Raw genomic sequence first — 19429 nt, 5'->3', positions numbered from 1 at the left:
GATATACTATCCATTTACATAGAAGAATTGAATACTTTAAATTGAGAGGGGTACTTAAATGAGTCAAGAAAAGCAAGTCTTCTCGATAGATTTAGCTGGTCGCCAGCTAACAGTTGAAACTGGTCAGCTTGCAAAACAAGCGAATGGGGCAGTATTAGTAAGATATGGCGATACAGCGGTTCTATCTACAGCAACTGCATCAAAAGAGGCTAAAAATGTAGATTTCTTCCCACTTACAGTAAACTATGAAGAGCGTTTATATGCAGTCGGAAAAATTCCAGGCGGTTTTATTAAACGTGAAGGTCGTCCAAGTGAAAAAGCAATTTTGGCAAGTCGTTTAATCGACCGTCCAATTCGTCCGCTTTTCGCAGATGGTTTCCGTAACGAAGTACAAGTTGTCAGCATTGTAATGAGTGTTGATCAAGATTGTTCTTCTGAAATGGCAGCTATGCTTGGTTCTTCATTAGCGTTATCGATTTCAGATATTCCATTTGAAGGTCCAATCGCTGGTGCAACAGTTGGTCGTATTAATGGCGAATTCGTTATTAATCCAACAGTAGAACAGCAAGAACAAAGTGATATTCACCTTGTTGTAGCTGGTACAAAAGATGCAATTAACATGGTTGAAGCAGGAGCAGATCAAGTACCTGAGGAAACAATGTTAGAAGCAATTATGTTTGGACATGACGAAATTAAACGTCTAATTGCATTCCAAGAAGAGATTGTACAAGCTGTAGGTAAAGCGAAATTAGAAATAAAACTATATGAAGTTGATGCTGATCTTAACCAAGCTGTACGTGAGATGGCTGAGAAGGATATGCATTCTGCAATTCAAGTACATGAGAAACATGCACGTGAAGATGCAATCAACGTAGTGAAAAAGCGTGTAATTGAGCATTACGAAGCTGAGGAAGCTGACGCTGACACATTAGGACAAGTAAATGAGATTTTATATAAAATTGTAAAAGAAGAAGTACGTCGTCTTATTACAGTTGAAAAAATCCGCCCAGATGGCCGTAAAGGTGATGAAATTCGTCCTTTAGCATCAGAGGTTGGTATTTTATCTCGTACACACGGTTCTGGTTTATTCACACGTGGACAAACACAAGCATTAAGTATTTGTACATTAGGCGCTTTAGGCGATGTGCAAATTTTAGATGGTCTTGGTGTAGAAGAATCAAAAAGATTCATGCACCATTACAATTTCCCATCGTTTAGTGTTGGTGAAACAAGACCGATGCGTGGACCAGGTCGTCGTGAAATTGGTCACGGTGCACTAGGAGAACGTGCTCTTGAGCCTGTAATTCCATCTGAAAAAGATTTCCCATATACAGTACGTCTTGTATCTGAAGTGTTAGAATCAAATGGTTCTACTTCACAGGCAAGTATTTGTGGTAGTACTTTAGCAATGATGGATGCTGGTGTTCCACTTAAAGCTCCAGTTGCTGGTATTGCAATGGGTCTAGTTAAATCTGGTGAGCATTACACAATTTTATCTGATATTCAAGGTATGGAAGATCATTTAGGTGATATGGACTTTAAAGTAGCAGGTACAGCACAAGGTGTAACTGCACTGCAAATGGACATTAAAATCGATGGTTTATCTCGTGAAATTTTAGAAGAGGCATTACAACAAGCGAAAGTTGGTCGTGTGCACATTCTAAATCATATGCTATCTGTTATTGCAGAGCCACGTACTGAATTATCAGCTTACGCTCCAAAGATTATTACAATGACAATTAATCCAGATAAAATCCGTGACGTTATTGGACCGAGCGGTAAACAAATTAATAAAATTATTGAAGAAACTGGAGTTAAAATTGACATCGAGCAAGATGGTACAGTATTTATTTCTTCAATAAATCAAGAAATGAATGACAAAGCTAAGAAAATTATCGAAGATATTGTTCGCGAAGTACAAGTAGGTGAAATCTACGAAGGAAAAGTGAAACGTGTTGAGAAATTCGGTGCTTTCGTTGAATTATTCAGCGGTAAAGATGGATTAGTTCACATTTCTGAACTTGCACTTGAGCGTGTAGGTAAAGTAGAAGACGTTGTGAAAATCGGTGATGTAATTACAGTTAAAGTTATCGAGATTGACAAGCAAGGTCGCGTAAATCTATCTAGAAAAGTATTGCTAAAAGAAGAGCAAGAAAAAGAAGCTGCTAAAGAAGAAAACAAACAAGAGCAGCAATAAGTAAAAGCCAGTTCAACTGGCTTTTTTGTTATGTAAAAAACATGATGTACACATATTTTTATGTCAGTATAGGTATAGTTTTCATTATAACGCTCAAATTAACAAAGATAAGAAGAAAAATATTTTTTATTTAGTTAATGGGAGGGTTTATATGAAAGTTCGTATATTGGCATACATATGTGTATTTTTTTTATATGTCAGTTTAGGCTCTTATTCCGTTTTTGCACAGGATAACTTGTATGAAGAAATTCAAAAACATGCAAAACAATATGAGATTGCACCTCAAAATGCGATCATTGATAAGATATGGAAAGCAACACCTGGATATAATGGAAGACAAGTCGATATTGAAGCATCCTATAACAATATGAAGAAGCTAAAGAAATTTGATCAAAAACATCTTGAATTCAAGGAAGTATCACCGAGTGTCCATTTAGCAGATTTATCACCAGCCCCAATTTACAGGGGACATCCAAATAAAAAGATGGTTGGATTAACAATAAATGTGGCATGGGGAAATGAGTATTTGCCTCGTATATTAGAGATATTGAAAAAACATGATGTGAAGGCAACTTTCTTTTTGGAAGGACGTTGGGTGAAAGAAAATTTACGATTTGCAAAAATGATTGTCGATGCAAATCAAGAAGTTGGAAATCACTCTTACACACATCCTAATATGAAAACATTATCGTCTGATGAAATACGAGAACAGTTACAAAAAACAAATCGAATGATAGAAGCAGCCACCAATCAAAAAGTAAGATGGTTTGCCCCGCCTAGTGGAAGTTTTCGAGATGAAGTCGTACAAATTGCAGATGATTTCCAAATGGGAACGATTATGTGGACAGTAGATACAATTGATTGGAAGCGACCAGAGCCAGACGTATTATTGCAGAGAGTAATGAGAAAAATACATTCAGGTGCCATTGTATTAATGCATCCTACTTCATCTACAGCAGAAGCATTAGATACAATGATTACAAAATTGAAGGAACAAGGATATAGAGTGGGGAATATAACAGAATTACTGGATGAAAAACGTGTGGATTAAATACATTTGCATGACATTCATCCTTAAACTTGTTATCATTAAATAATAGCGTTAATTTAGAGAAACTGGTAGTAGGAGGAAAGTTTTTGATTAAAAAATATACTTGTAAAAATGGTGTAAGAATAGTTATGGAGAACATACCAACTGTAAGATCGGTTGCGATTGGTATTTGGATCCATGCAGGATCAAGAAATGAAAATGAAAAAAATAACGGGATTTCCCACTTTTTAGAGCATATGTTCTTTAAAGGGACGGAAACACGTAGTGCGCGCGAAATTGCGGAATCATTTGATAGCATTGGTGGGCAAGTAAATGCTTTTACTTCAAAAGAATATACATGTTACTATGCAAAAGTGTTAGATGAGCATGCTAAATATGCTTTAGATGTTTTAGCAGATATGTTCTTTAATTCAACATTTGATGAGGAAGAACTGAAAAAAGAGAAGAATGTCGTATGTGAAGAAATTAAAATGTACGAAGACGCTCCAGATGATATTGTGCATGATATGTTAACGAAAGCGACATATGAAACGCATCCGCTTGGATATCCTATTTTAGGAACAGAAGAAACGCTTGATACGTTTACAGGTGATACACTACGTCAATATATAAAAGATCATTATACACCTGAAAATGTAGTTGTTTCAGTTGCAGGAAATATTGATGAAGCATTTTTACAAACAGTAGAGCAATATTTCGGTAGTTATGAAGGAACAACAAACCGTGAACAAGTACATAGCCCAATTTTCCATTTTAATAAGGTAGCACGTAAAAAAGAAACAGAACAAGCTCATTTATGTTTAGGATATAAAGGCTTACAAATGGGACACGAAGATATTTATAACTTAATCGTATTAAATAACGTTTTAGGCGGTAGTATGAGTAGCCGTTTATTCCAAGAAGTACGTGAGCAACGTGGGTTAGCTTACTCGGTATTTTCTTACCACTCTTCTTATGAAGATACAGGTATGTTAACACTGTACGGTGGAACAGGTAGCCAACAATTAGATACACTGTATGAAACGATGCAAGAAACACTAGAAACATTGAAAAATACAGGTATTACAGAAAAAGAGCTTATGAATAGTAAAGAGCAATTAAAAGGAAACTTAATGTTAAGTTTAGAAAGTACGAATAGTCGTATGAGCCGTAACGGTAAAAATGAATTGCTGCTTCGTAAGCATCGTTCACTTGATGAGATTATTGAAAGTGTAAACACTGTAACAAAACAAAATGTAGATGAGTTAATCCGCAATATGTTTACGGATGAATTCTCTGCTGCACTTATTAGTCCAGATGGAAAACTTCCAAAAGGAATAAAACTATAATTGATTTTTGTGATGTACTCGAAAATAACCGTATCTCTTTTAAATGAGATACGGTTATTTTTTTTAGACATACAGAATAGGTACTAATAATGGATAACTTAAATTGAAAATTCGGTAGGGGGAGAGTGTATGCGATTAAGTGAATTAAATGGTAAAGAAATTGTAGATTTAGAAAGAGCGGAAAAAATGGGGATTTTAGGGCATCTAGATTTAGAAATTAATGAGAGCGATGGACAAATACAAGCGCTTATCATACCTGTTACAAAATGGGGAGGTTTTAAAAAAGGACAACAAGAGGTAAGGGTGGAATGGAGAGATATTAAGAAAGTGGGGCATGACATGATACTTTGTGATATATCTGACCATTCAAATTCGGAGTGAAAGATGGCCATTTCGGCCGTCTTTTTTTTGTATATATAAAGCTGATAAATCATATGTGCTTTTTGTTTTTCAATCACCTCAAACTCGTACATTACATATGATGTGGAGGAAAAAGAAAAAGTAGGCACTTTTCTTATAAATGACAGAAAAAGAAGGTGAATTAGGGAATGTTGACTGAGATGCATATTGCTGTCATAGGAGGAGATGCAAGGCAGCTAGAAGTAATTCGTAAACTAGTTGAATTGGATGCGAAACTTTCATTGATAGGGTTTGATCAGTTGGATCATGGCTTCACAGGGGCAGCAAAAGAAAGTATACAAAATTTAGATTTTACTTCTGTAGATGCAATCATTTTGCCAGTTGCAGGTACAAATGCCAAAGGAGAAGTAGATACTATTTTTTCAAATGAAAAAGTTTCTATAACGAAAGAACAAATTGAAAATACACCAGAACACTTTACTATATATTCAGGTATTGGTACGCCTTTCTTGGAAAATCTCGTATCTACTACAAACCGAAAACTTGTTAAATTATTTGATCGTGATGATGTGGCAATCTACAATTCTATTCCGACTGTAGAAGGCACATTAATGATGGTAATTCAACATACCGACTATACAATTCATGGGTCCAATGTAATGGTTTTAGGATTTGGTAGAACAGGGATGAGTGTTGCCAGAGCATTTCAATCATTAGGAGCCCACGTCAAAGTTGGAGCAAGACGATCGGAACATATTGCACGTATTACAGAGATGATGTTTTCTCCTTTTCATATGCAAAACATTGAGAAAGAAGTAGGAAATATGGATATTGTGATTAACACAATTCCACATCTCGTTGTGACAGCGAATGTTATTTCAAAAATGCCAGCTCATACGTTAGTAATTGATTTAGCTTCTAAACCAGGTGGTACCGACTTTAGATACGCAGAAAAAAGAGGAGTTAAAGCGCTATTAGCACCTGGATTGCCAGGGATTGTTGCTCCGAAAACAGCAGGACAAATTTTAGCGAACGTTCTTTCTCAGTTATTAGCAGAAGACGTAATAGCAAGAAAGGAGAATGGGGAATGAATTTAAAAGGGAAAAGAATTGGATTTGGTTTTACAGGTTCACATTGTACGTATGAAGAAGTGATGCCTCATTTAGAGAAATTAATTGCTGAGGGAGCAGAAGTACGTCCCGTTGTTTCTTACACTGTTCAATCAACAAATACGAGATTTGGTGAGGGAGCAGAGTGGATTAAAAAGATTGAAGAAACAACAGGATTTAAAGCAATTAATTCAATCGTTGGCGCAGAACCGCTAGGACCTAAAATTCCATTAGACTGTATGGTAATTGCACCACTAACAGGAAATTCGATGAGTAAATTTGCAAATGCAATGACAGATTCTCCAGTATTAATGGCAGCAAAAGCGACGCTGAGAAATGGTAAGCCTGTCGTATTGGCGGTTTCGACGAATGATGCTTTAGGATTAAACGGGGTAAATCTAATTACACCAACAAGGTGACGACAAAGCATAAACGCTTATATGTCGCCATCTTGAGGGAGCTTAGGGTAAAGCACAAGTTCGAAATCATCGAGCCTTTGCCACTTTTCTTTCTTATAAACAGCCTTTTCTAAAACCGACTTTAGGAGGCTGTTTTTCTTTTTGGGATCATCTGTTTTAAAGTACAGATCAAGAACATGCTCCACTTGAGGTATTGTATCTTTCTTAACTTTTTCCTTCTTAATTTCGATTTTAATTTCTTTCTTTAAGTTTTCCATCGTGGAAGTAATTTCAGTAATACGATCGGAAACTACATTCGAGCGTTCTAAAAACATATCGACTGTGTAAACGCCACGTTCTAATAAATCATGTAAATTACTTTTTTGTTTTTGGACATCCACTAATTCTTTTTCAAGTTTACGTAACGCAGCTTCATTCATTTGAATAACTTGTGTTTCTTTTAACTTGTCATCTTGCTTATGTTTTTCAAAATCAGCTTTATAATTGATATACCATTCTTTTAAAGCCTCAAGTAAACGCTTCTCGATTAATTCAGTATAGCTTGATTTGTTTTCGCAACCGCGATGCTTACAATCCATTGTTTCTTTTCGGTTCTTCGGATAACGTTGGACCATACTATAACCACATTTACTACATTTAATAATACCAGCTAGTGGATTTTTAATTCCATTCGTATTGTAAGGAACGTGATACCTTGAATTTAATTTTTCTTGTACTTGCTCAAACAAACTTTCGGGTATGATAGGCTCATGTTTTCCATCAGCGATAATCCAATCTGATTTATCTTGTCTTGCACAGCTACGTTTTACAGCATCAGGACGTTTTACTTCTTTTCGTTTTTGCCACGTTACTTTTCCGATGTACACATTGTTTTTTAATATATCCAAGATGCTATAAGGATTCCATTCATTACCTAACTTACTTTTGTAGCCAAGGTCATTTAACTTGCTTCTAATTGCATTCGCACCCATATCCTCATTTGCGTACCAATCAAATATCATTCTTACAACAGAGGCTTCTTCTGAATTAATTGTTAAAGTACGCTCTCGTTTATTTAAACGGTGTATATCATATCCGAATGGTGCATGTGTACCAAGGTAATTACCAGCCTCTACACTAGCAACACGACCTCGTTGCATACGACGCGTAATAATCTTTAACTCCTTACGAGCCATAAACGCTTCAAATTCGCTGTATTCTTCGTCCCACTCGTCATTAAGGTCATAAGTCTTCCTAGGTGTCATAATCTTCGTATTCGAGCGTTTAAACGTCTCTAAAATGATTCCTTGCTCTTTCATACCACCACGACCTAAACGATCCATATCCATACAAAGAACAACATCATATTTGTTATCTTCAATTTCTTCAAGCAGTGCTAACATCTCAGGCCGTTTCACTAAGCTCTCACCAGAAACGATTTCCTCACGGACAGATAAAATATTTAAGTTCATTTCCTTGGCAATTTTCAGCAGGGTAGAGCGGTGCTTTGCTAACGTTTCGCCTTCGCCACGTGCTTCGGCTTCAAGATCGGCACGCGATTTTCTTAGGTAGATTGCAGTTTTCATAATATAGAAACCTCCTCATTTATAAAATTATACGAACTGTAATTTATAGAAAGAAGTAAATAATTACTGAAAAAGTTTTCTAATAGTAGAGTTTCTATTCCTTTAATTGTTATCAACTGCTTTTTGAGAACCTCTATATTGTTATGTAAGTAAAAGGGGATTAAATAGACTTAGGGTGTAGTTAGACATGCACTAGAAAATCCTTTTTGTAAATGGCTAGCTAATAATTGATTTTCATAATGTAATAAGCGTTTATGTGCGATTTCAAATGATACATTAAAGGTCTTTGCAATCAGGTAAATTGCTTCCATTCTTGTACCAGGGAAATCTATTTTTCTTAACATAAAAGTTGGTACACAAAATTGCAACATGAAATTTTGTGCTTTTGCTTCTTGGTAATCTATAAAAGTTTTCGGTATATGTAGTTGATTACCTGCATGAAATAGAATATGACAAAGTTCATGTCCAAAATCTTCCCATTGATGGTGAAATGATTTTCGACTATCAATAATAATACTTGGTAAATCATTTCTGTATATAGCACGACTTCCGAAAGGCGCAAAATGTAACCAAACATTTAATTTTTCGGAAATCCTTACCATATCTATCTCTTCAGGTAAAAAAATAGAAACTGATTGATATAATTTTTTGATGGAATCTTCAATTTGTGTTGTGTAGTAAGGCTTTGTTTTATGCATATTATATCACTCCATAGATAAAATACGAACGTAAGTTCTAATTATATCAAAAAAAGAAAAGTCTGGAAAAGACTTTTCTTTTTTTGATATTTAAACAAATTGAATTTTGTTTAAGAGACACATAACTCATGTGTGTTTAATTTTGTAAGATACTCATTTAAGGTTTTTCGAGAAAAGATGGTGTAAACATCATGGGAAGTTATTAGTTTCCAAGTGATAAGTAAATCATCTTTATAAATTAGTTCTTCAACGGTTTTGGTTAAACCCTCAACATAACTAGTTGTGATATTAACAGTCAGGTACCCGTTTGTACCTGTTTGATAAGATACATCGAGTAGTTTTCCGCCTTTTTTAATATTGCTAGCTATTAAATCAAGATAGTGCATACCTTGATAAATAAGGCTCCTTTCTGTATTACATTGTATCATTTCGGATTCCTCCTAGTACTATTTTTGACCGTATTGGCTAAAGTAGTAGTCTAATTTTTCTAAGAAACGTTTTTTTGCAACTGCAAAATCTTCAGGTAAATATGAGCTGAAATGTTTTTTTGTTGTACTATATAATCCTTGTTTAAAGTTTCTTACAATATATCCTATATTATTTATACGGTCATTATCAATACTATTTTCTTTCTCGTGTAGCTCAAATCCTTCTTTTTCTAGAACGGATGTTCTGAAAAAAGAATCCAATTTTGAGTGCATCCATGTTGTAAAATCTTTACGAATTGTTTCGGATAATATTAATTTTTGGTATTCATCAAATGATCTATTATGTTGTTCTTGAGTTGTTGATTCTAGATTTTGAATAAGAAGATTTGCTTGATCTTTATCAATTAAACCATCACGTTTCATATCATTTATTTTCTCGATTTTTTCTTGGAGTAGTTGCTGTTCCTCAATAATCAAATTATAGGTAGCATGTTTAAATTGTTCATATCCATTTGTTGTAAATGAATCTTGTGCACCTAATCCGTTAGATGAATATGAACTTACCGATCCAATTTGGACAGTAATAGGATTTGGGTCTAGATCAGCAGAATGAATTTTTCCGAGTACTGTTTCTTTTTCTATAAAACCTATTTCATCAAAGGCAAAAGACAATTGTTGTGAAATTTCTTCAACTTGTTTTTTTAATTTTTCACCATATTCTTCTTGTGATTTGTAGTAATACCACAGTTTTTCAAGTCCAAGTTCCTGATGATACACGACATTACAGAAATTATTTACAGTATTGTGTTCTTGTCCATGAATTCTTCTTAAGCCACGACCTATAGCTTGTGCGTAAGGAGAGAGTGTTTTAAATGGTCTGAAAATAGATACTATAGAAATATTAGGATTATCGTAGCCTTCGCCTAACATTTGGATACTCACCATAACGTCATATTGGCCATTTGCAAAATCATTTAAGCGAATTTCTATTTGTTCTGGAGATAATCTACTACTTACATAAGTGCATGAAAGGCCACAATCTTCAAACCAATTTGTAACTAATTGAGCGTGTTCATCATTACATGTAATTGCTAAGACTTGATGTTTTGGATAGCTTTTTCTTTTTAGCTCTAAAATCTCTTTTGTGTGATTAATTACTTGTTTAGAGCATGCTTCATCCATTGCAATTGTTCTATTAACCCAGTCATTTCCTAGTTTTCTTTTAGCTTCTTCTAATGAGTAATTCTGACCACTTTTCGGATCATGAAAGTTTAATTTCCCAGGTATTCCTTCGGCTTTTACAACATTTTTTAGTAAACCATCTTCAATCGCTTCAGCTAAAGTGTATTCAAAAATTGGATCATATTCATGAGTAGAGATTTTTAAATTATCACTACGGAAGGGTGTAGCAGTTAGTTTAATAATTTTTGATGCGTTAAAATAATCTAAAGTTTTTTGCCACATATCAGCTGCAGCATGATGTGCTTCGTCGATAATAATCATGTCAAAAAAATTAGAATCTACTAGCTCTTTTAAATTAACGTCTTCACTACTACCAATAATCTTATGGATATTGGTAATTACAATATTTGAAAGGTTTAATTTTCTTAGGGTTTGTTGTTTAGCTTCTTCATCTTTACTGTTAAACCCTTGATATAAGTAACTTTTTGGGAATTTACTTCTATCAAGAATAACTTTTCTTTTATACCAAAATGTATCTTCTGGATTTGTAATTGAGTCAAATTCTTTGAATACGGTTTTTCGGACAATTTTCCCAGGAGTGATAATTAAAACCCGTCCGTTACTTAATCCAAAAGGTAGCATCGCCATAACACCAGTTTTTCCAGAGCCAGTAGGCATTACAATTAAGCTTTCCCTATATTTGAAGTCTGAGAACTCTTCATAATGTGAAATGGCTGCTTGATAAGCATCGATTTGTGGTGAATATAGATTGGGGTTCCCTTGAATTAATGGTTTTGTCGTTTGAAAAATGCTCATTTATTTCATCCTTTCTTTTGGTAAAGTGTAATGATTTTATATTAAGAATTTACAAAAAATTAATCAGAGAAATAGATTATAGATAGAATAATAAATAGAAAACTAAAATTATGTAGTTCAGGGATTATTAACCATGATAATGCAAATAAAAAAACGCAATAAGCGTAGGGGTTACTAGTTTAAAAGAAAATAAATTGATGTATTTATATAGATGATGAATTTAGAAGTAGAATTGCAAATTAAGTTGTAAATTATTTATTACAACTTAATTTGCAATTCATTAACTATAGTCAATGAATTGCGCAAAAAATACGCATTTACTATATACCCTATTCAATTAACGCTGTTTATCCCCAATTTTACGATTTTTTTCTTTATCTTTAATAAAATCCCAAAATAGTTTAAGTTCTTCCTGTTTTTCAGGAGAAGCATCTTTAATGTCTTTGAACCATATGCCTAGCTCAGGGTCTAATAGGGGATTATAGGTATCAATGTCTTTTTGAGTAACATTTCTACCTAAAAGATAGTCAGTTGAAACCTCAAAGAAATCTGCAAACTTATTTAAAGTATCATAATCAGGTTTTCTGTTCCCATTTTCATAACCTGATATTGTCGATTCAGCAAGGTTTAATTTTTGACCTAACTCTTTCATAGTTAGGTTATTTTTTTTTCTTAATTTGCGTAAGTTCTCTCCAATCATAGGAATCCTCCTATTCATCTTCTAAGTTTAATTATACTTTGCAAAGTGCAAAAATTGAAATGAATTGGCAAAAACTTTGCAAAACGCGTTGACACTTTGCGATATGCGTAGTATATTTTTGGTAACAACACAAAGTGCAAAGTTTAAGGCGGTGATAATGAAATGGGTGGTCCAAAAGAAATCCGCATAGAATTGGGGATTAGTATTGAAGAAGCTGCAAGGAATTTGGGTATTTCAGGTGGCTATCTATCACAAATTGAAAATGGACAGCGGCAAATTAGTACAGAGAGAGCTGATCAAATAGCCAAGCTATACGGGAAGAGAAAAGAAGATATTTTTTTACCTACTCGCTATTCAGTTTGCAAAGTTTTGGGGTGATAAAGATTTAAGTATTGGTACATTAATAAAAAAAGATCTGATTAATGAAAGAGGGTGGGAAAATGCCATCAACTAACATGGCAGTACCAGCAGATTCGTCGCATAAACATATAAAAAGGACTTCAAGGGGTGACACCATGAGCCAACAAGAAGAATATGCGGCGACTTATGAGTTTGGAAAAACGAAAGTCCATGTTGTGGCTCCTGAGCCAAAATCACAAAAGGATATCGATAAAATCCGTCAAGCATATTACAAGGCTGGTTGGGCCATCATCAAAGAAATACAAGTGAAAGAAAACATTGAGGAATAGTTCCTCTCTTTTTACATGAATAATAGACAAGTTACATATGTACTAAATTCATTGTAACCATTTGAAAACTAAATATGGAGGCGAACAGATATGGGAACAAGCATATACTGCAATTCAGCAATAGGGGAATTATTACAGAATGCTAGAGAATGTTGTGATAATGTTCAGCTGAAAACGAAGAAAGGGTTATCTAAGTACCTTGGTATTACACATGAAAGATTAACCCGTATTGAATCTGGACTTTCTAAACCAGAATTTGAACTTGCGATGGATTGGTGTCATGCAACAGGAGCAAAGTTGAATCAACAAGCGATTAAACATATTTATGGGGTTGGGTTACCGCCTACAGATCCACGTTTAACTCAAGATGTAAATCTACAATTGATGAACTACATTAAACAAGCTGAAGAGGGGATTGCGGCAGCGAAGGAAATCATGAACTTACAAGTTGCAACCAGGTCATGGAGGTTGGATGAAAAGAAGAAACATGAATACACAGTTCATGCAAAAGAAATCTTCGATACAATCCAAGCTACTCAATGCGTAGTACAAGCTCTTGAACAAGTTCATTTTGGCATTATGGAACAAATACAAAGAAATTGGTTGCAAAAGGCTATGGCAGAAAACGTTATTATTCAATCGGTAGATAGTTTAATGACCTTAACAAAGGTGCTGTAAAGGAGGAAGGAAAATGACAGTAGATTATAAGAAACCGAGTCTAAGAGAATATAAGGAATTAATTCGCTATGATGCAAAACTAACTGGTGAAATTAAAATAGCAGAATTACTTAATGAGAATTTAAAAACAGTTGAGTTAAAGCAAGAGAAGAAATTGTTGGGGATTCGAATCAAAATTATCGAAGCATCATTCATTTTGAAACATAAATGGGCAAAAGAAAAAGCTACCGCCTAGAACAGTAGCTGACAATATATTTTACAAAATAATTATATCATTATATTAATTTTTTGGGAAAGTTAATGCATTTGTAGTTTATACCATTAAATTTAAAATATACCAAAATAATAGATTTTTAATATTTTTATAAAAATTAGAAAAGCACTGTGCTTGTCGTTATGATCAGAAAGGAGATGTAATTCATGAACGATAAATACGATTGTCTTCATGATCTAGTTCTTCCGGGAGACTTTTCGTTTGCGGATAAACTTCATAATTGTATGGTTGCATGCGTTCATAACATGTTTCATGCAGAATCAACTGAAGAATCAAATCGCTGGGAAGAAGAACTGGAGCGATGTATGAAAGAATTTAAAATGCTTCGTGATACAAAAGAAGAACATGAGGCATCTATGAGTTATCGTGTAGTGATTAAAGATTTAAGAGCAAGAGGAGTTAGTGCATCACTAGTAACACGTAGAAAATAAAAAAGTCTATCACTTGGCAGAGTGATAGATAAATGGTCTTGCAAAGATCTTAGGATTAATTATATCAAATTAGCATTCGTATAACAACGGGGGGTGTTGCATGCTTTTAGACAAGTCATTACATAGAGTGTTGCTGAACCCTAAAGTGTTTCAACAAGCAACACCTAATTTACTTAGTAAAACAATATCTCAAAACAGGATACAAGAATTATCGCTTATTACGTGTAGAGGACGGATTCGCGATATGTAAACGGGAGGATGAATAATATGGCAGTTTATAGACCAGTACATGTTTCATTTTGGCAGGATTCATTTGTTTTAGATCTTACACCGGAGGAGAAGTATTTCTACTTATATTTGATGACAAACAGTAAGACGTCTCAATCAGGAATCTATGAGCTTCCACTTCGTATTATTGAAAATGATACAGGATACAATCGTGAAACTGTTATGAAGCTATTAGAACGTTTTGCTGAGTACGGAAAAATTAATTACAACCAAAAAACAAAAGAGCTGTTCTTAATAAACTGGTTAAAGTTTAATCCAATTAAAAATGTAAACATTGAAAAGTGCGTCTTAAAAGAGATTCAATCTGTGAAGGACCAGGATTTCTTAGTTGATTTCTATGAAACATGTTTGCAATTAGAACGTGAACAAGATTTCAAAATCCCTCGTATTAAGGAGTATTTATCAGTCCGTTTGGAGGGGCTTATAAGGGGCTTCCAAGACCCTAGCAAGGAAAAAGAAGAAGAAAAAGAAAAAGAAAAAGAACAACAACAAGAAGAACGCACAAGCGCAGAAGAAGTTGTTGAGGTTAATCCGATTTCTTTTTACGAACAAAACTTCGGACTGATTACACCTTTTATTGCAGATGGTATTCATGCATGGATAGATGATTTAAATGCAGAGCTAGTTATTAAGGCTATGGAGATTGCTTTAGAGAAGAATACAAGAAACATGAATTACGTAAATACGATTTTAAGAGATTGGCATCTTAAGGGATTGAAAACAATAATGGACGTTGAGGCAGCTGATAAAGCATTTCGTACTCAGCGATTAACAAAAGCGAAGCAACAGACACAAGCACCTTATCAACAAAAAGGCTTATCGGAAGCTACTAAAAACGTAATACAGCAGCAACAAGCATGGGAGCAGAACATTGCAACAGAAGAAGAACTTGCAGTACTTAACCAACAGAATGCGTGGTTGGCCCAATGAGTAACGATATGATTCGTAACGTAGAAGCTGAACAAAGTGTTTTAGGTAGCATTATCCAAGAAGGTGATTTAATTAAAGATTGTCAGCTAAAGGTAAAACAGTTTTCTTTACCAACGCACCAAGTGATTTTCAAGGCAATGAGAGAGCTGGAGGATGCTGAAGTGCCAGTAGATCTTGTTGCTCTCATGGGGAAATTTGAAGACAGTTTTATGAATCAAATTGGTGGTATTGCGTTCTTTGTAAACTTAACTGAAGTTGTTCCAACGACGAAAAACTTTTCGTATCACGAAGGTTTAATTATCGAAGCTTGGAAAATGAGACATGCTCAAGAGGTTGCTGGTAATTTATATAATCGTCTTCAGCAAGAAAGAGATATGAGCGCTATTAGTACTTCGATTGATGAGTTAAGCGCCATTGAGGAAACAGGTTATTCAGATGAATTTAATTTAAAGGAAACCCTAGTTGATTTGTATAAGAACATGCAAATCGATGTAGGAGATTTAACCGGTATACCAACTGGTTATGACGACTTGAACAGAATGACAGCAGGATTACAAGAAGGCGATTTAATTATTGTTGGTGCCCGGCCTTCAATGGGGAAAACAGCATTTGTATTAAACGTCGCTTTTCATGCAGCAAGTGCCCATACAGCAACAGGAATCTTTTCACTAGAGATGGGAGAAGAGCAGTTGCTTAAACGTATGATTTCAAGTACCGGAAATATAGATGCTACGAAATTAAAAAATCCTAAGAAGCTATGTAATTTAAAGGATTGGGAAAAGATTAGTCAAGCGATGGGATTAATTAATGATTTGCCATTAGAAATTTACGATAAAGCAAATGTAACAATGCAAGAGATTTACGCAAAGGCTAGGAAACTAAAACGTAAGTACCCTGATAAAAAGGTGTTAATCGCAATTGATTATTTGCAGCTTATTGTGGGAGATTCAAAGCATAGAGGGAACCGCATGCAAGAGATTGGTGAGATTAGCCGTAAGTTAAAACTGATGGCCAGAGAATTAAATATATGTGTAGTTGCATTATCACAGTTAAGTCGTGCTGTAGAAAGTAGGCAAGATAAGAGACCTTTGCTATCAGATTTACGTGAGAATGGTCAAATTGAGCAAGATGCAGATTTAATAGCATTCTTATACCGTGAAGATTACTATGACCGCGAGACAGAAAATAAAAATATAACGGAAATTATTTTAGCGAAACAGAGGAATGGCCCGGTTGGTGTTGTAGAACTAGCATTCATTAAAGAATTTAGTAAGTTTGTAAATTTAGAGAAAAAGTTCATTCAACAACAGGAGGCTTGATTATGTTGCTACGTCAGGAAGTAGAACGTAGAAAACTAGCAATCATTCGTAAACTATTGGGATTAGGATTAGCTGAAATTAACGGACAAACATTAGATCAACTAACGTTAACGCAGCTTGAAGGAATCTTAATTGCAAGCTTGCAGGTATTGGAGGGGAAAAACAATGCCAAAGCAATTAACAATTTTTGACGTGGAACCGGTTGTATCATTTGATCCTAAGAAAGCTCATATTCACCGTTTGAATTCAAAATTACGGTATGCAGATGTGATTGTGCAAATACCACGTCAAGCCAAAGCGATTGATGAATTAAAACCAACGACAGCGCCTGATGAACGTTACGAATTATTTGAGGATTATACAATTGGGATTTGGCGTTATAAGCGAGTGGAGGATAAAAAGTTTGATTGGGAAGAAGCAGAAGAAATGTGTAAGCGAGCACGGGATGAAAAAAAGCCGATTCCAATACGGCTCCATCTATCACTTGAACAATCATTTGTTCCAGAAAATGTTGTCCAATATCTATAGACAAATAAAAAAAGCTGAGATCACTCTCAACTTACTTCGACAAAGTAATTATAACATATGGGAGTGATTTTGGTGGGGATTAGAAAAGAAAATCTTGTAGAAATGACAGCTGAAATAGATTTGAAAATAAACGGAATATATGTTGTTAAAAATGGTCAGGTCCAACTAATAGAACCACCTCAAGGTGGATTTGGCGAACAATCATTTGTATATCAAAGTGGAAAAGTAATTCGTATGGAAGAACGGAAAACACAGTTACTTTAATAAAATTTGAATTTTATACAAAAGTAGGTGAAAAGATGAAGACCATAGCTTACGCACTGAAACAAAAATTAAGACAGTTTGATAAGTATAATAGCAAGGCAAGAGATTTACATCATGAAATAATAACGATGATAGATGAATACGGAGTTCCTTATGACAATCTTGTAGCCAATGGAGATGGCACAGGACCACAAACAGAAGCTTTAGCTTATATAAATAATGCTGAAGGCAACATCGAAGAGAACATTAAGGAAATGGTAGAAGTGTTCTTGTATTTTGCCAATAAAAACAAATGAATTTTAACCAAAGCGTTATTTGGGAGGGTATTGAGATGATTAAGTTCCGTGCATATGACAAACACAGAAAAGTGATGTGTGATGTTTTAAACATTAATTTCGATAATGAAATTATACACATTAAAAATCCCAAAACTAATGAATATTGGGGCAGAGAATTAAAGGAGTTAAACATGCTTCAATTTATTGGCCAGAATGATTCAAAAGGAACAAAAATTTACGAAGGCGATATTATAGAGACCTCAGAAAATAGATGGGTTGTAGAGTCAATTGGTAGCAAAGAACGAGATGGCCAGATTGGAATTTGTGCCAGTGTAAATGGTGACGGTGAAAATTGGCCAATTGATGAAAGTATTTTATCAGTAACAGTGATTGGGAATATCTTTCTTAATCCAGAGTTACTAGAAAACTAAACAAAATAGTTATTTTATAACCCAAAATAAAAGAACCCGTTTGTTATAAACGGATTCTTCACACAAGGTCTGCAAGAAATTCAAGGTAACTGGACCAGGGCACCATATAGAATTTCTTTTGATATTAATGTATTCAAAGAAATCTAAAACGTTAATAGTAATTAAACAAAATTCTTATTTTAAAGCTAAAGCGCGCCTTGTAGAGCGCTCCTTATGCCTAATTATAAATGCTTATGTTCGATCTTAGATTTCTTGCTTGGAGGAATAAAATGCTCTTAAACAAAGTTTAGATAAACAATATAGCCAATAATCGTAATATAAAACACCGCACAAAAGAAGATTAAAATATATTTTAATGTCTTGTTCATATTAGTACCGTCCTAAAAGAGGATTACTTGGATTTTAATATTGTATGTAAAAAAGGTGCGTTTATACAAGAGAAGGGTAGCAAGCAAAAGTAAAACAAAATCTTTATTTGAATGTAAAAAAGCCCTAGAGGGGACTAGGGCCCTTTACATAATAAATCTTTCTGTTTTTAAAAGGACTTACTGAAGATAACACATGAATGTTTCATAAATGTATCGAAAAATTGAACAAAATCGTTATTTTAATTAAAAGAGCAGCTAGCAAAAGCTAACTGCTTGTTAAAAAAGAATCCACTCTAGGTTATTTACTGCCAGAGTTTCAAGAAATAAATGATTAAATTAATTTAATTTTTCAATTACAATCGAAGCATTTATATTTGTTTGTGTTCCACCTGCTAAAGTCTGCAAAGTAACCGCAGCAGCGGAAGTATGATTATTAAGGGTAATAATATCACCTGCAGCTAAAGCGAGGATTGTTTGGCCGTTGTTTGGTTGAGTCCCTGCACCTGATCCATAAACTGCGCTGGTAACCGGAGCACCATTTAAAAAAAGTGTGAATTGATTAGGCTCAACTCCTGATACAGAAAAAGAAATTTTATAATCTCCTGCATTAAGAACCATTAATTGAGAAGTTCCCAGCGTATGAGTAAAACCAGATGTCATTCTACCATGTGAATTAAAAAGAATAGGTGCTTCTAAGGCAACAACTTGAGCTGCTGTATTGAAAACATAAGCATAATGAGATAACCCGGATACTGTAAGTCCGGTAGGTCCAGTTGCTCCAGTTATGCCGGTAGGTCCAGTAGGTCCTGGAGGTCCACCAGAAGGTCCAGTAGCTCCAGTTATGCCGGTAGGTCCAGTAGGCCCTGGAGGTCCACCAGAAGGTCCGGTAGCTCCAGTTATGCCGGTAGGCCCAGTAGGCCCCGGGGGTCCAACAGTTCCTGGCAAACCGGAAGGTCCAGTAGGTCCTGGAGGTCCACCAGAAGGTCCAGTAGCTCCAGTTATGCCGGTAGGTCCAGTAGGTCCTGGAGGTCCACCAGAAGGTCCGGTAGCTCCAGTTATGCCGGTAGGCCCAGTAGGCCCCGGGGGTCCAACAGTTCC

Annotated in this window: 24 protein-coding genes and 1 pseudogene; 19 read left to right on the top strand and 6 right to left on the bottom strand. The window is 34.9% G+C overall.

Annotated features, from left to right (window positions below; translation table 11 throughout):
- Positions 1 to 58: 58 nt before the first annotated feature.
- From pnp to dpaB, 6 genes and pseudogenes are all read left to right on the top strand, one after another.
- Entirely contained in the window at positions 59 to 2197 is a 2139-nt protein-coding gene (gene pnp, locus JDS92_RS03300; RefSeq protein ID WP_000076735.1) for a polyribonucleotide nucleotidyltransferase, read from the top strand.
- A 151-nt stretch (positions 2198 to 2348) separates the two neighbouring features.
- The gene (locus JDS92_RS03295) at positions 2349 to 3248 is read left to right on the top strand and encodes a polysaccharide deacetylase family protein (protein WP_000868234.1); all 900 of its coding nucleotides are present in this window, start codon (positions 2349 to 2351) and stop codon (positions 3246 to 3248) included.
- 86 nt (positions 3249 to 3334) lie between these two features.
- Entirely contained in the window at positions 3335 to 4576 is a 1242-nt protein-coding gene (locus JDS92_RS03290; RefSeq protein ID WP_000592990.1) for a M16 family metallopeptidase, read from the top strand.
- 129 nt (positions 4577 to 4705) lie between these two features.
- A complete protein-coding gene (locus JDS92_RS03285; RefSeq protein WP_199631497.1) occupies positions 4706 to 4957 on the top strand; it encodes a YlmC/YmxH family sporulation protein in 252 nt (83 codons plus the stop codon).
- A gap of 167 nt (positions 4958 to 5124) precedes the next feature.
- Complete coding sequence (dpaA, locus tag JDS92_RS03280) at positions 5125 to 6027, top strand: dipicolinic acid synthetase subunit A (protein WP_199631495.1); 903 nt, start codon at positions 5125 to 5127, stop codon at positions 6025 to 6027.
- Positions 6024 to 6449, top strand: a pseudogene (gene dpaB / locus JDS92_RS03275) (dipicolinate synthase subunit B); the annotation flags it as partial. The gene dpaA and the pseudogene dpaB, both read left to right, overlap by 4 nt.
- A gap of 32 nt (positions 6450 to 6481) precedes the next feature.
- Here the strand turns inward: dpaB and JDS92_RS03270 are convergent.
- The 5 genes from JDS92_RS03270 to JDS92_RS03250 all read right to left on the bottom strand — a co-directional run bounded on the left by JDS92_RS03270 (position 6482) and on the right by JDS92_RS03250 (position 11853).
- Positions 6482 to 8029, bottom strand: coding sequence for a recombinase family protein (locus JDS92_RS03270; RefSeq protein ID WP_098140019.1), 1548 nt, complete (start codon positions 8027 to 8029; stop codon positions 6482 to 6484).
- 170 nt (positions 8030 to 8199) lie between these two features.
- Positions 8200 to 8727, bottom strand: coding sequence for an ImmA/IrrE family metallo-endopeptidase (locus tag JDS92_RS03265; protein ID WP_097956971.1), 528 nt, complete (start codon positions 8725 to 8727; stop codon positions 8200 to 8202).
- A gap of 110 nt (positions 8728 to 8837) precedes the next feature.
- Positions 8838 to 9155, bottom strand: coding sequence for a hypothetical protein (locus JDS92_RS03260; protein WP_097956973.1), 318 nt, complete (start codon positions 9153 to 9155; stop codon positions 8838 to 8840).
- 18 nt (positions 9156 to 9173) lie between these two features.
- On the bottom strand, positions 9174 to 11153 hold the full coding sequence (locus JDS92_RS03255; RefSeq protein ID WP_097956974.1) for a DEAD/DEAH box helicase: 1980 nt from the start codon (positions 11151 to 11153) through the stop codon (positions 9174 to 9176).
- Between the two features lie 337 nt (positions 11154 to 11490).
- Complete coding sequence (locus JDS92_RS03250; protein WP_097872869.1) at positions 11491 to 11853, bottom strand: helix-turn-helix domain-containing protein; 363 nt, start codon at positions 11851 to 11853, stop codon at positions 11491 to 11493.
- Positions 11854 to 12015: 162 nt separating this feature from the next.
- On the opposite strand from JDS92_RS03250, the gene JDS92_RS03245 reads away from it, so the two are divergent.
- From JDS92_RS03245 to JDS92_RS03185, 13 genes are all read left to right on the top strand, one after another.
- Positions 12016 to 12231 carry a helix-turn-helix transcriptional regulator gene (locus JDS92_RS03245; RefSeq protein WP_097872870.1) on the top strand — a complete coding sequence of 72 codons (216 nt, stop codon included), beginning with the start codon at positions 12016 to 12018 and terminating at the stop codon, positions 12229 to 12231.
- A 62-nt stretch (positions 12232 to 12293) separates the two neighbouring features.
- Positions 12294 to 12542: a hypothetical protein gene (locus JDS92_RS03240; protein WP_097956976.1), complete on the top strand. Its 249-nt coding sequence runs from the start codon at positions 12294 to 12296 to the stop codon at positions 12540 to 12542.
- A gap of 90 nt (positions 12543 to 12632) precedes the next feature.
- Positions 12633 to 13220: a sporulation sigma factor-processing peptidase gene (locus tag JDS92_RS03235; RefSeq protein WP_097956977.1), complete on the top strand. Its 588-nt coding sequence runs from the start codon at positions 12633 to 12635 to the stop codon at positions 13218 to 13220.
- Positions 13221 to 13233: 13 nt separating this feature from the next.
- Positions 13234 to 13455: an RNA polymerase subunit sigma gene (locus JDS92_RS03230; protein ID WP_097956979.1), complete on the top strand. Its 222-nt coding sequence runs from the start codon at positions 13234 to 13236 to the stop codon at positions 13453 to 13455.
- Between the two features lie 185 nt (positions 13456 to 13640).
- The gene (locus JDS92_RS03225) at positions 13641 to 13925 is read left to right on the top strand and encodes a hypothetical protein (protein ID WP_097956980.1); all 285 of its coding nucleotides are present in this window, start codon (positions 13641 to 13643) and stop codon (positions 13923 to 13925) included.
- Positions 13926 to 14025: 100 nt separating this feature from the next.
- On the top strand, positions 14026 to 14175 hold the full coding sequence (locus JDS92_RS03220) for a hypothetical protein (protein WP_179861517.1): 150 nt from the start codon (positions 14026 to 14028) through the stop codon (positions 14173 to 14175).
- Positions 14176 to 14192: 17 nt separating this feature from the next.
- Positions 14193 to 15143 carry a DnaD domain-containing protein gene (locus JDS92_RS03215; RefSeq protein WP_097956982.1) on the top strand — a complete coding sequence of 317 codons (951 nt, stop codon included), beginning with the start codon at positions 14193 to 14195 and terminating at the stop codon, positions 15141 to 15143.
- Positions 15140 to 16462, top strand: a complete 1323-nt coding sequence (gene dnaB / locus JDS92_RS03210; protein ID WP_097956983.1) for a replicative DNA helicase — start codon at positions 15140 to 15142, stop codon at positions 16460 to 16462. Before JDS92_RS03215 ends, dnaB begins: the two co-directional genes overlap by 4 nt.
- 2 nt (positions 16463 to 16464) lie before the next feature.
- Entirely contained in the window at positions 16465 to 16653 is a 189-nt protein-coding gene (locus JDS92_RS03205) for a hypothetical protein (RefSeq protein ID WP_016109007.1), read from the top strand.
- The gene (locus JDS92_RS03200) at positions 16628 to 16990 is read left to right on the top strand and encodes a cell division protein SepF (protein ID WP_097838158.1); all 363 of its coding nucleotides are present in this window, start codon (positions 16628 to 16630) and stop codon (positions 16988 to 16990) included. The genes JDS92_RS03205 and JDS92_RS03200 overlap by 26 nt, the downstream gene beginning before the upstream one ends.
- 72 nt (positions 16991 to 17062) lie before the next feature.
- A complete protein-coding gene (locus JDS92_RS03195) occupies positions 17063 to 17254 on the top strand; it encodes a DUF3954 domain-containing protein (protein ID WP_000512853.1) in 192 nt (63 codons plus the stop codon).
- A gap of 35 nt (positions 17255 to 17289) precedes the next feature.
- Entirely contained in the window at positions 17290 to 17550 is a 261-nt protein-coding gene (locus JDS92_RS03190) for a hypothetical protein (RefSeq protein ID WP_097956985.1), read from the top strand.
- 35 nt (positions 17551 to 17585) lie between these two features.
- The gene (locus JDS92_RS03185) at positions 17586 to 17963 is read left to right on the top strand and encodes a YopX family protein (protein ID WP_097956986.1); all 378 of its coding nucleotides are present in this window, start codon (positions 17586 to 17588) and stop codon (positions 17961 to 17963) included.
- 704 nt (positions 17964 to 18667) lie between these two features.
- On the opposite strand, the gene JDS92_RS03180 is transcribed toward JDS92_RS03185, so the two are convergent.
- Positions 18668 to 19429: BclA C-terminal domain-containing protein (locus JDS92_RS03180; protein WP_206772946.1), on the bottom strand; the 762-nt coding region annotated here is incomplete at its 5' end.

The sequence above is a fragment of the Bacillus cereus group sp. N12 genome, from assembly GCF_016483575.1.
Classification (GTDB): domain Bacteria; phylum Bacillota; class Bacilli; order Bacillales; family Bacillaceae_G; genus Bacillus_A; species Bacillus_A toyonensis.
This window is presented reverse-complemented; position numbering and strand designations above follow the sequence as displayed.

Bases quoted from the DNA above. Each gene is read 5' to 3' on its own strand.
- pnp (WP_000076735.1), top strand. From the start codon at position 59: ATGAGTCAAGAAAAGCAAGTCTTCTCGATAGATTTAGCTGGTCGCCAG.
- JDS92_RS03295 (WP_000868234.1), top strand. From the start codon at position 2,349: ATGAAAGTTCGTATATTGGCATACATATGTGTATTTTTTTTATATGTC.
- JDS92_RS03285 (WP_199631497.1), top strand. From the start codon at position 4,706: ATGCGATTAAGTGAATTAAATGGTAAAGAAATTGTAGATTTAGAAAGA.
- dpaA (WP_199631495.1), top strand. From the start codon at position 5,125: ATGTTGACTGAGATGCATATTGCTGTCATAGGAGGAGATGCAAGGCAG.
- JDS92_RS03270 (WP_098140019.1), bottom strand. From the start codon at position 8,029: ATGAAAACTGCAATCTACCTAAGAAAATCGCGTGCCGATCTTGAAGCC.
- JDS92_RS03265 (WP_097956971.1), bottom strand. From the start codon at position 8,727: ATGCATAAAACAAAGCCTTACTACACAACACAAATTGAAGATTCCATC.
- JDS92_RS03260 (WP_097956973.1), bottom strand. From the start codon at position 9,155: ATGATACAATGTAATACAGAAAGGAGCCTTATTTATCAAGGTATGCAC.
- JDS92_RS03255 (WP_097956974.1), bottom strand. From the start codon at position 11,153: ATGAGCATTTTTCAAACGACAAAACCATTAATTCAAGGGAACCCCAAT.
- JDS92_RS03250 (WP_097872869.1), bottom strand. From the start codon at position 11,853: ATGATTGGAGAGAACTTACGCAAATTAAGAAAAAAAAATAACCTAACT.
- JDS92_RS03245 (WP_097872870.1), top strand. From the start codon at position 12,016: ATGGGTGGTCCAAAAGAAATCCGCATAGAATTGGGGATTAGTATTGAA.
- JDS92_RS03240 (WP_097956976.1), top strand. From the start codon at position 12,294: ATGCCATCAACTAACATGGCAGTACCAGCAGATTCGTCGCATAAACAT.
- JDS92_RS03235 (WP_097956977.1), top strand. From the start codon at position 12,633: ATGGGAACAAGCATATACTGCAATTCAGCAATAGGGGAATTATTACAG.
- JDS92_RS03230 (WP_097956979.1), top strand. From the start codon at position 13,234: ATGACAGTAGATTATAAGAAACCGAGTCTAAGAGAATATAAGGAATTA.
- JDS92_RS03225 (WP_097956980.1), top strand. From the start codon at position 13,641: ATGAACGATAAATACGATTGTCTTCATGATCTAGTTCTTCCGGGAGAC.
- JDS92_RS03220 (WP_179861517.1), top strand. From the start codon at position 14,026: ATGCTTTTAGACAAGTCATTACATAGAGTGTTGCTGAACCCTAAAGTG.
- JDS92_RS03215 (WP_097956982.1), top strand. From the start codon at position 14,193: ATGGCAGTTTATAGACCAGTACATGTTTCATTTTGGCAGGATTCATTT.
- dnaB (WP_097956983.1), top strand. From the start codon at position 15,140: ATGAGTAACGATATGATTCGTAACGTAGAAGCTGAACAAAGTGTTTTA.
- JDS92_RS03205 (WP_016109007.1), top strand. From the start codon at position 16,465: ATGTTGCTACGTCAGGAAGTAGAACGTAGAAAACTAGCAATCATTCGT.
- JDS92_RS03200 (WP_097838158.1), top strand. From the start codon at position 16,628: ATGCCAAAGCAATTAACAATTTTTGACGTGGAACCGGTTGTATCATTT.
- JDS92_RS03190 (WP_097956985.1), top strand. From the start codon at position 17,290: ATGAAGACCATAGCTTACGCACTGAAACAAAAATTAAGACAGTTTGAT.
- JDS92_RS03185 (WP_097956986.1), top strand. From the start codon at position 17,586: ATGATTAAGTTCCGTGCATATGACAAACACAGAAAAGTGATGTGTGAT.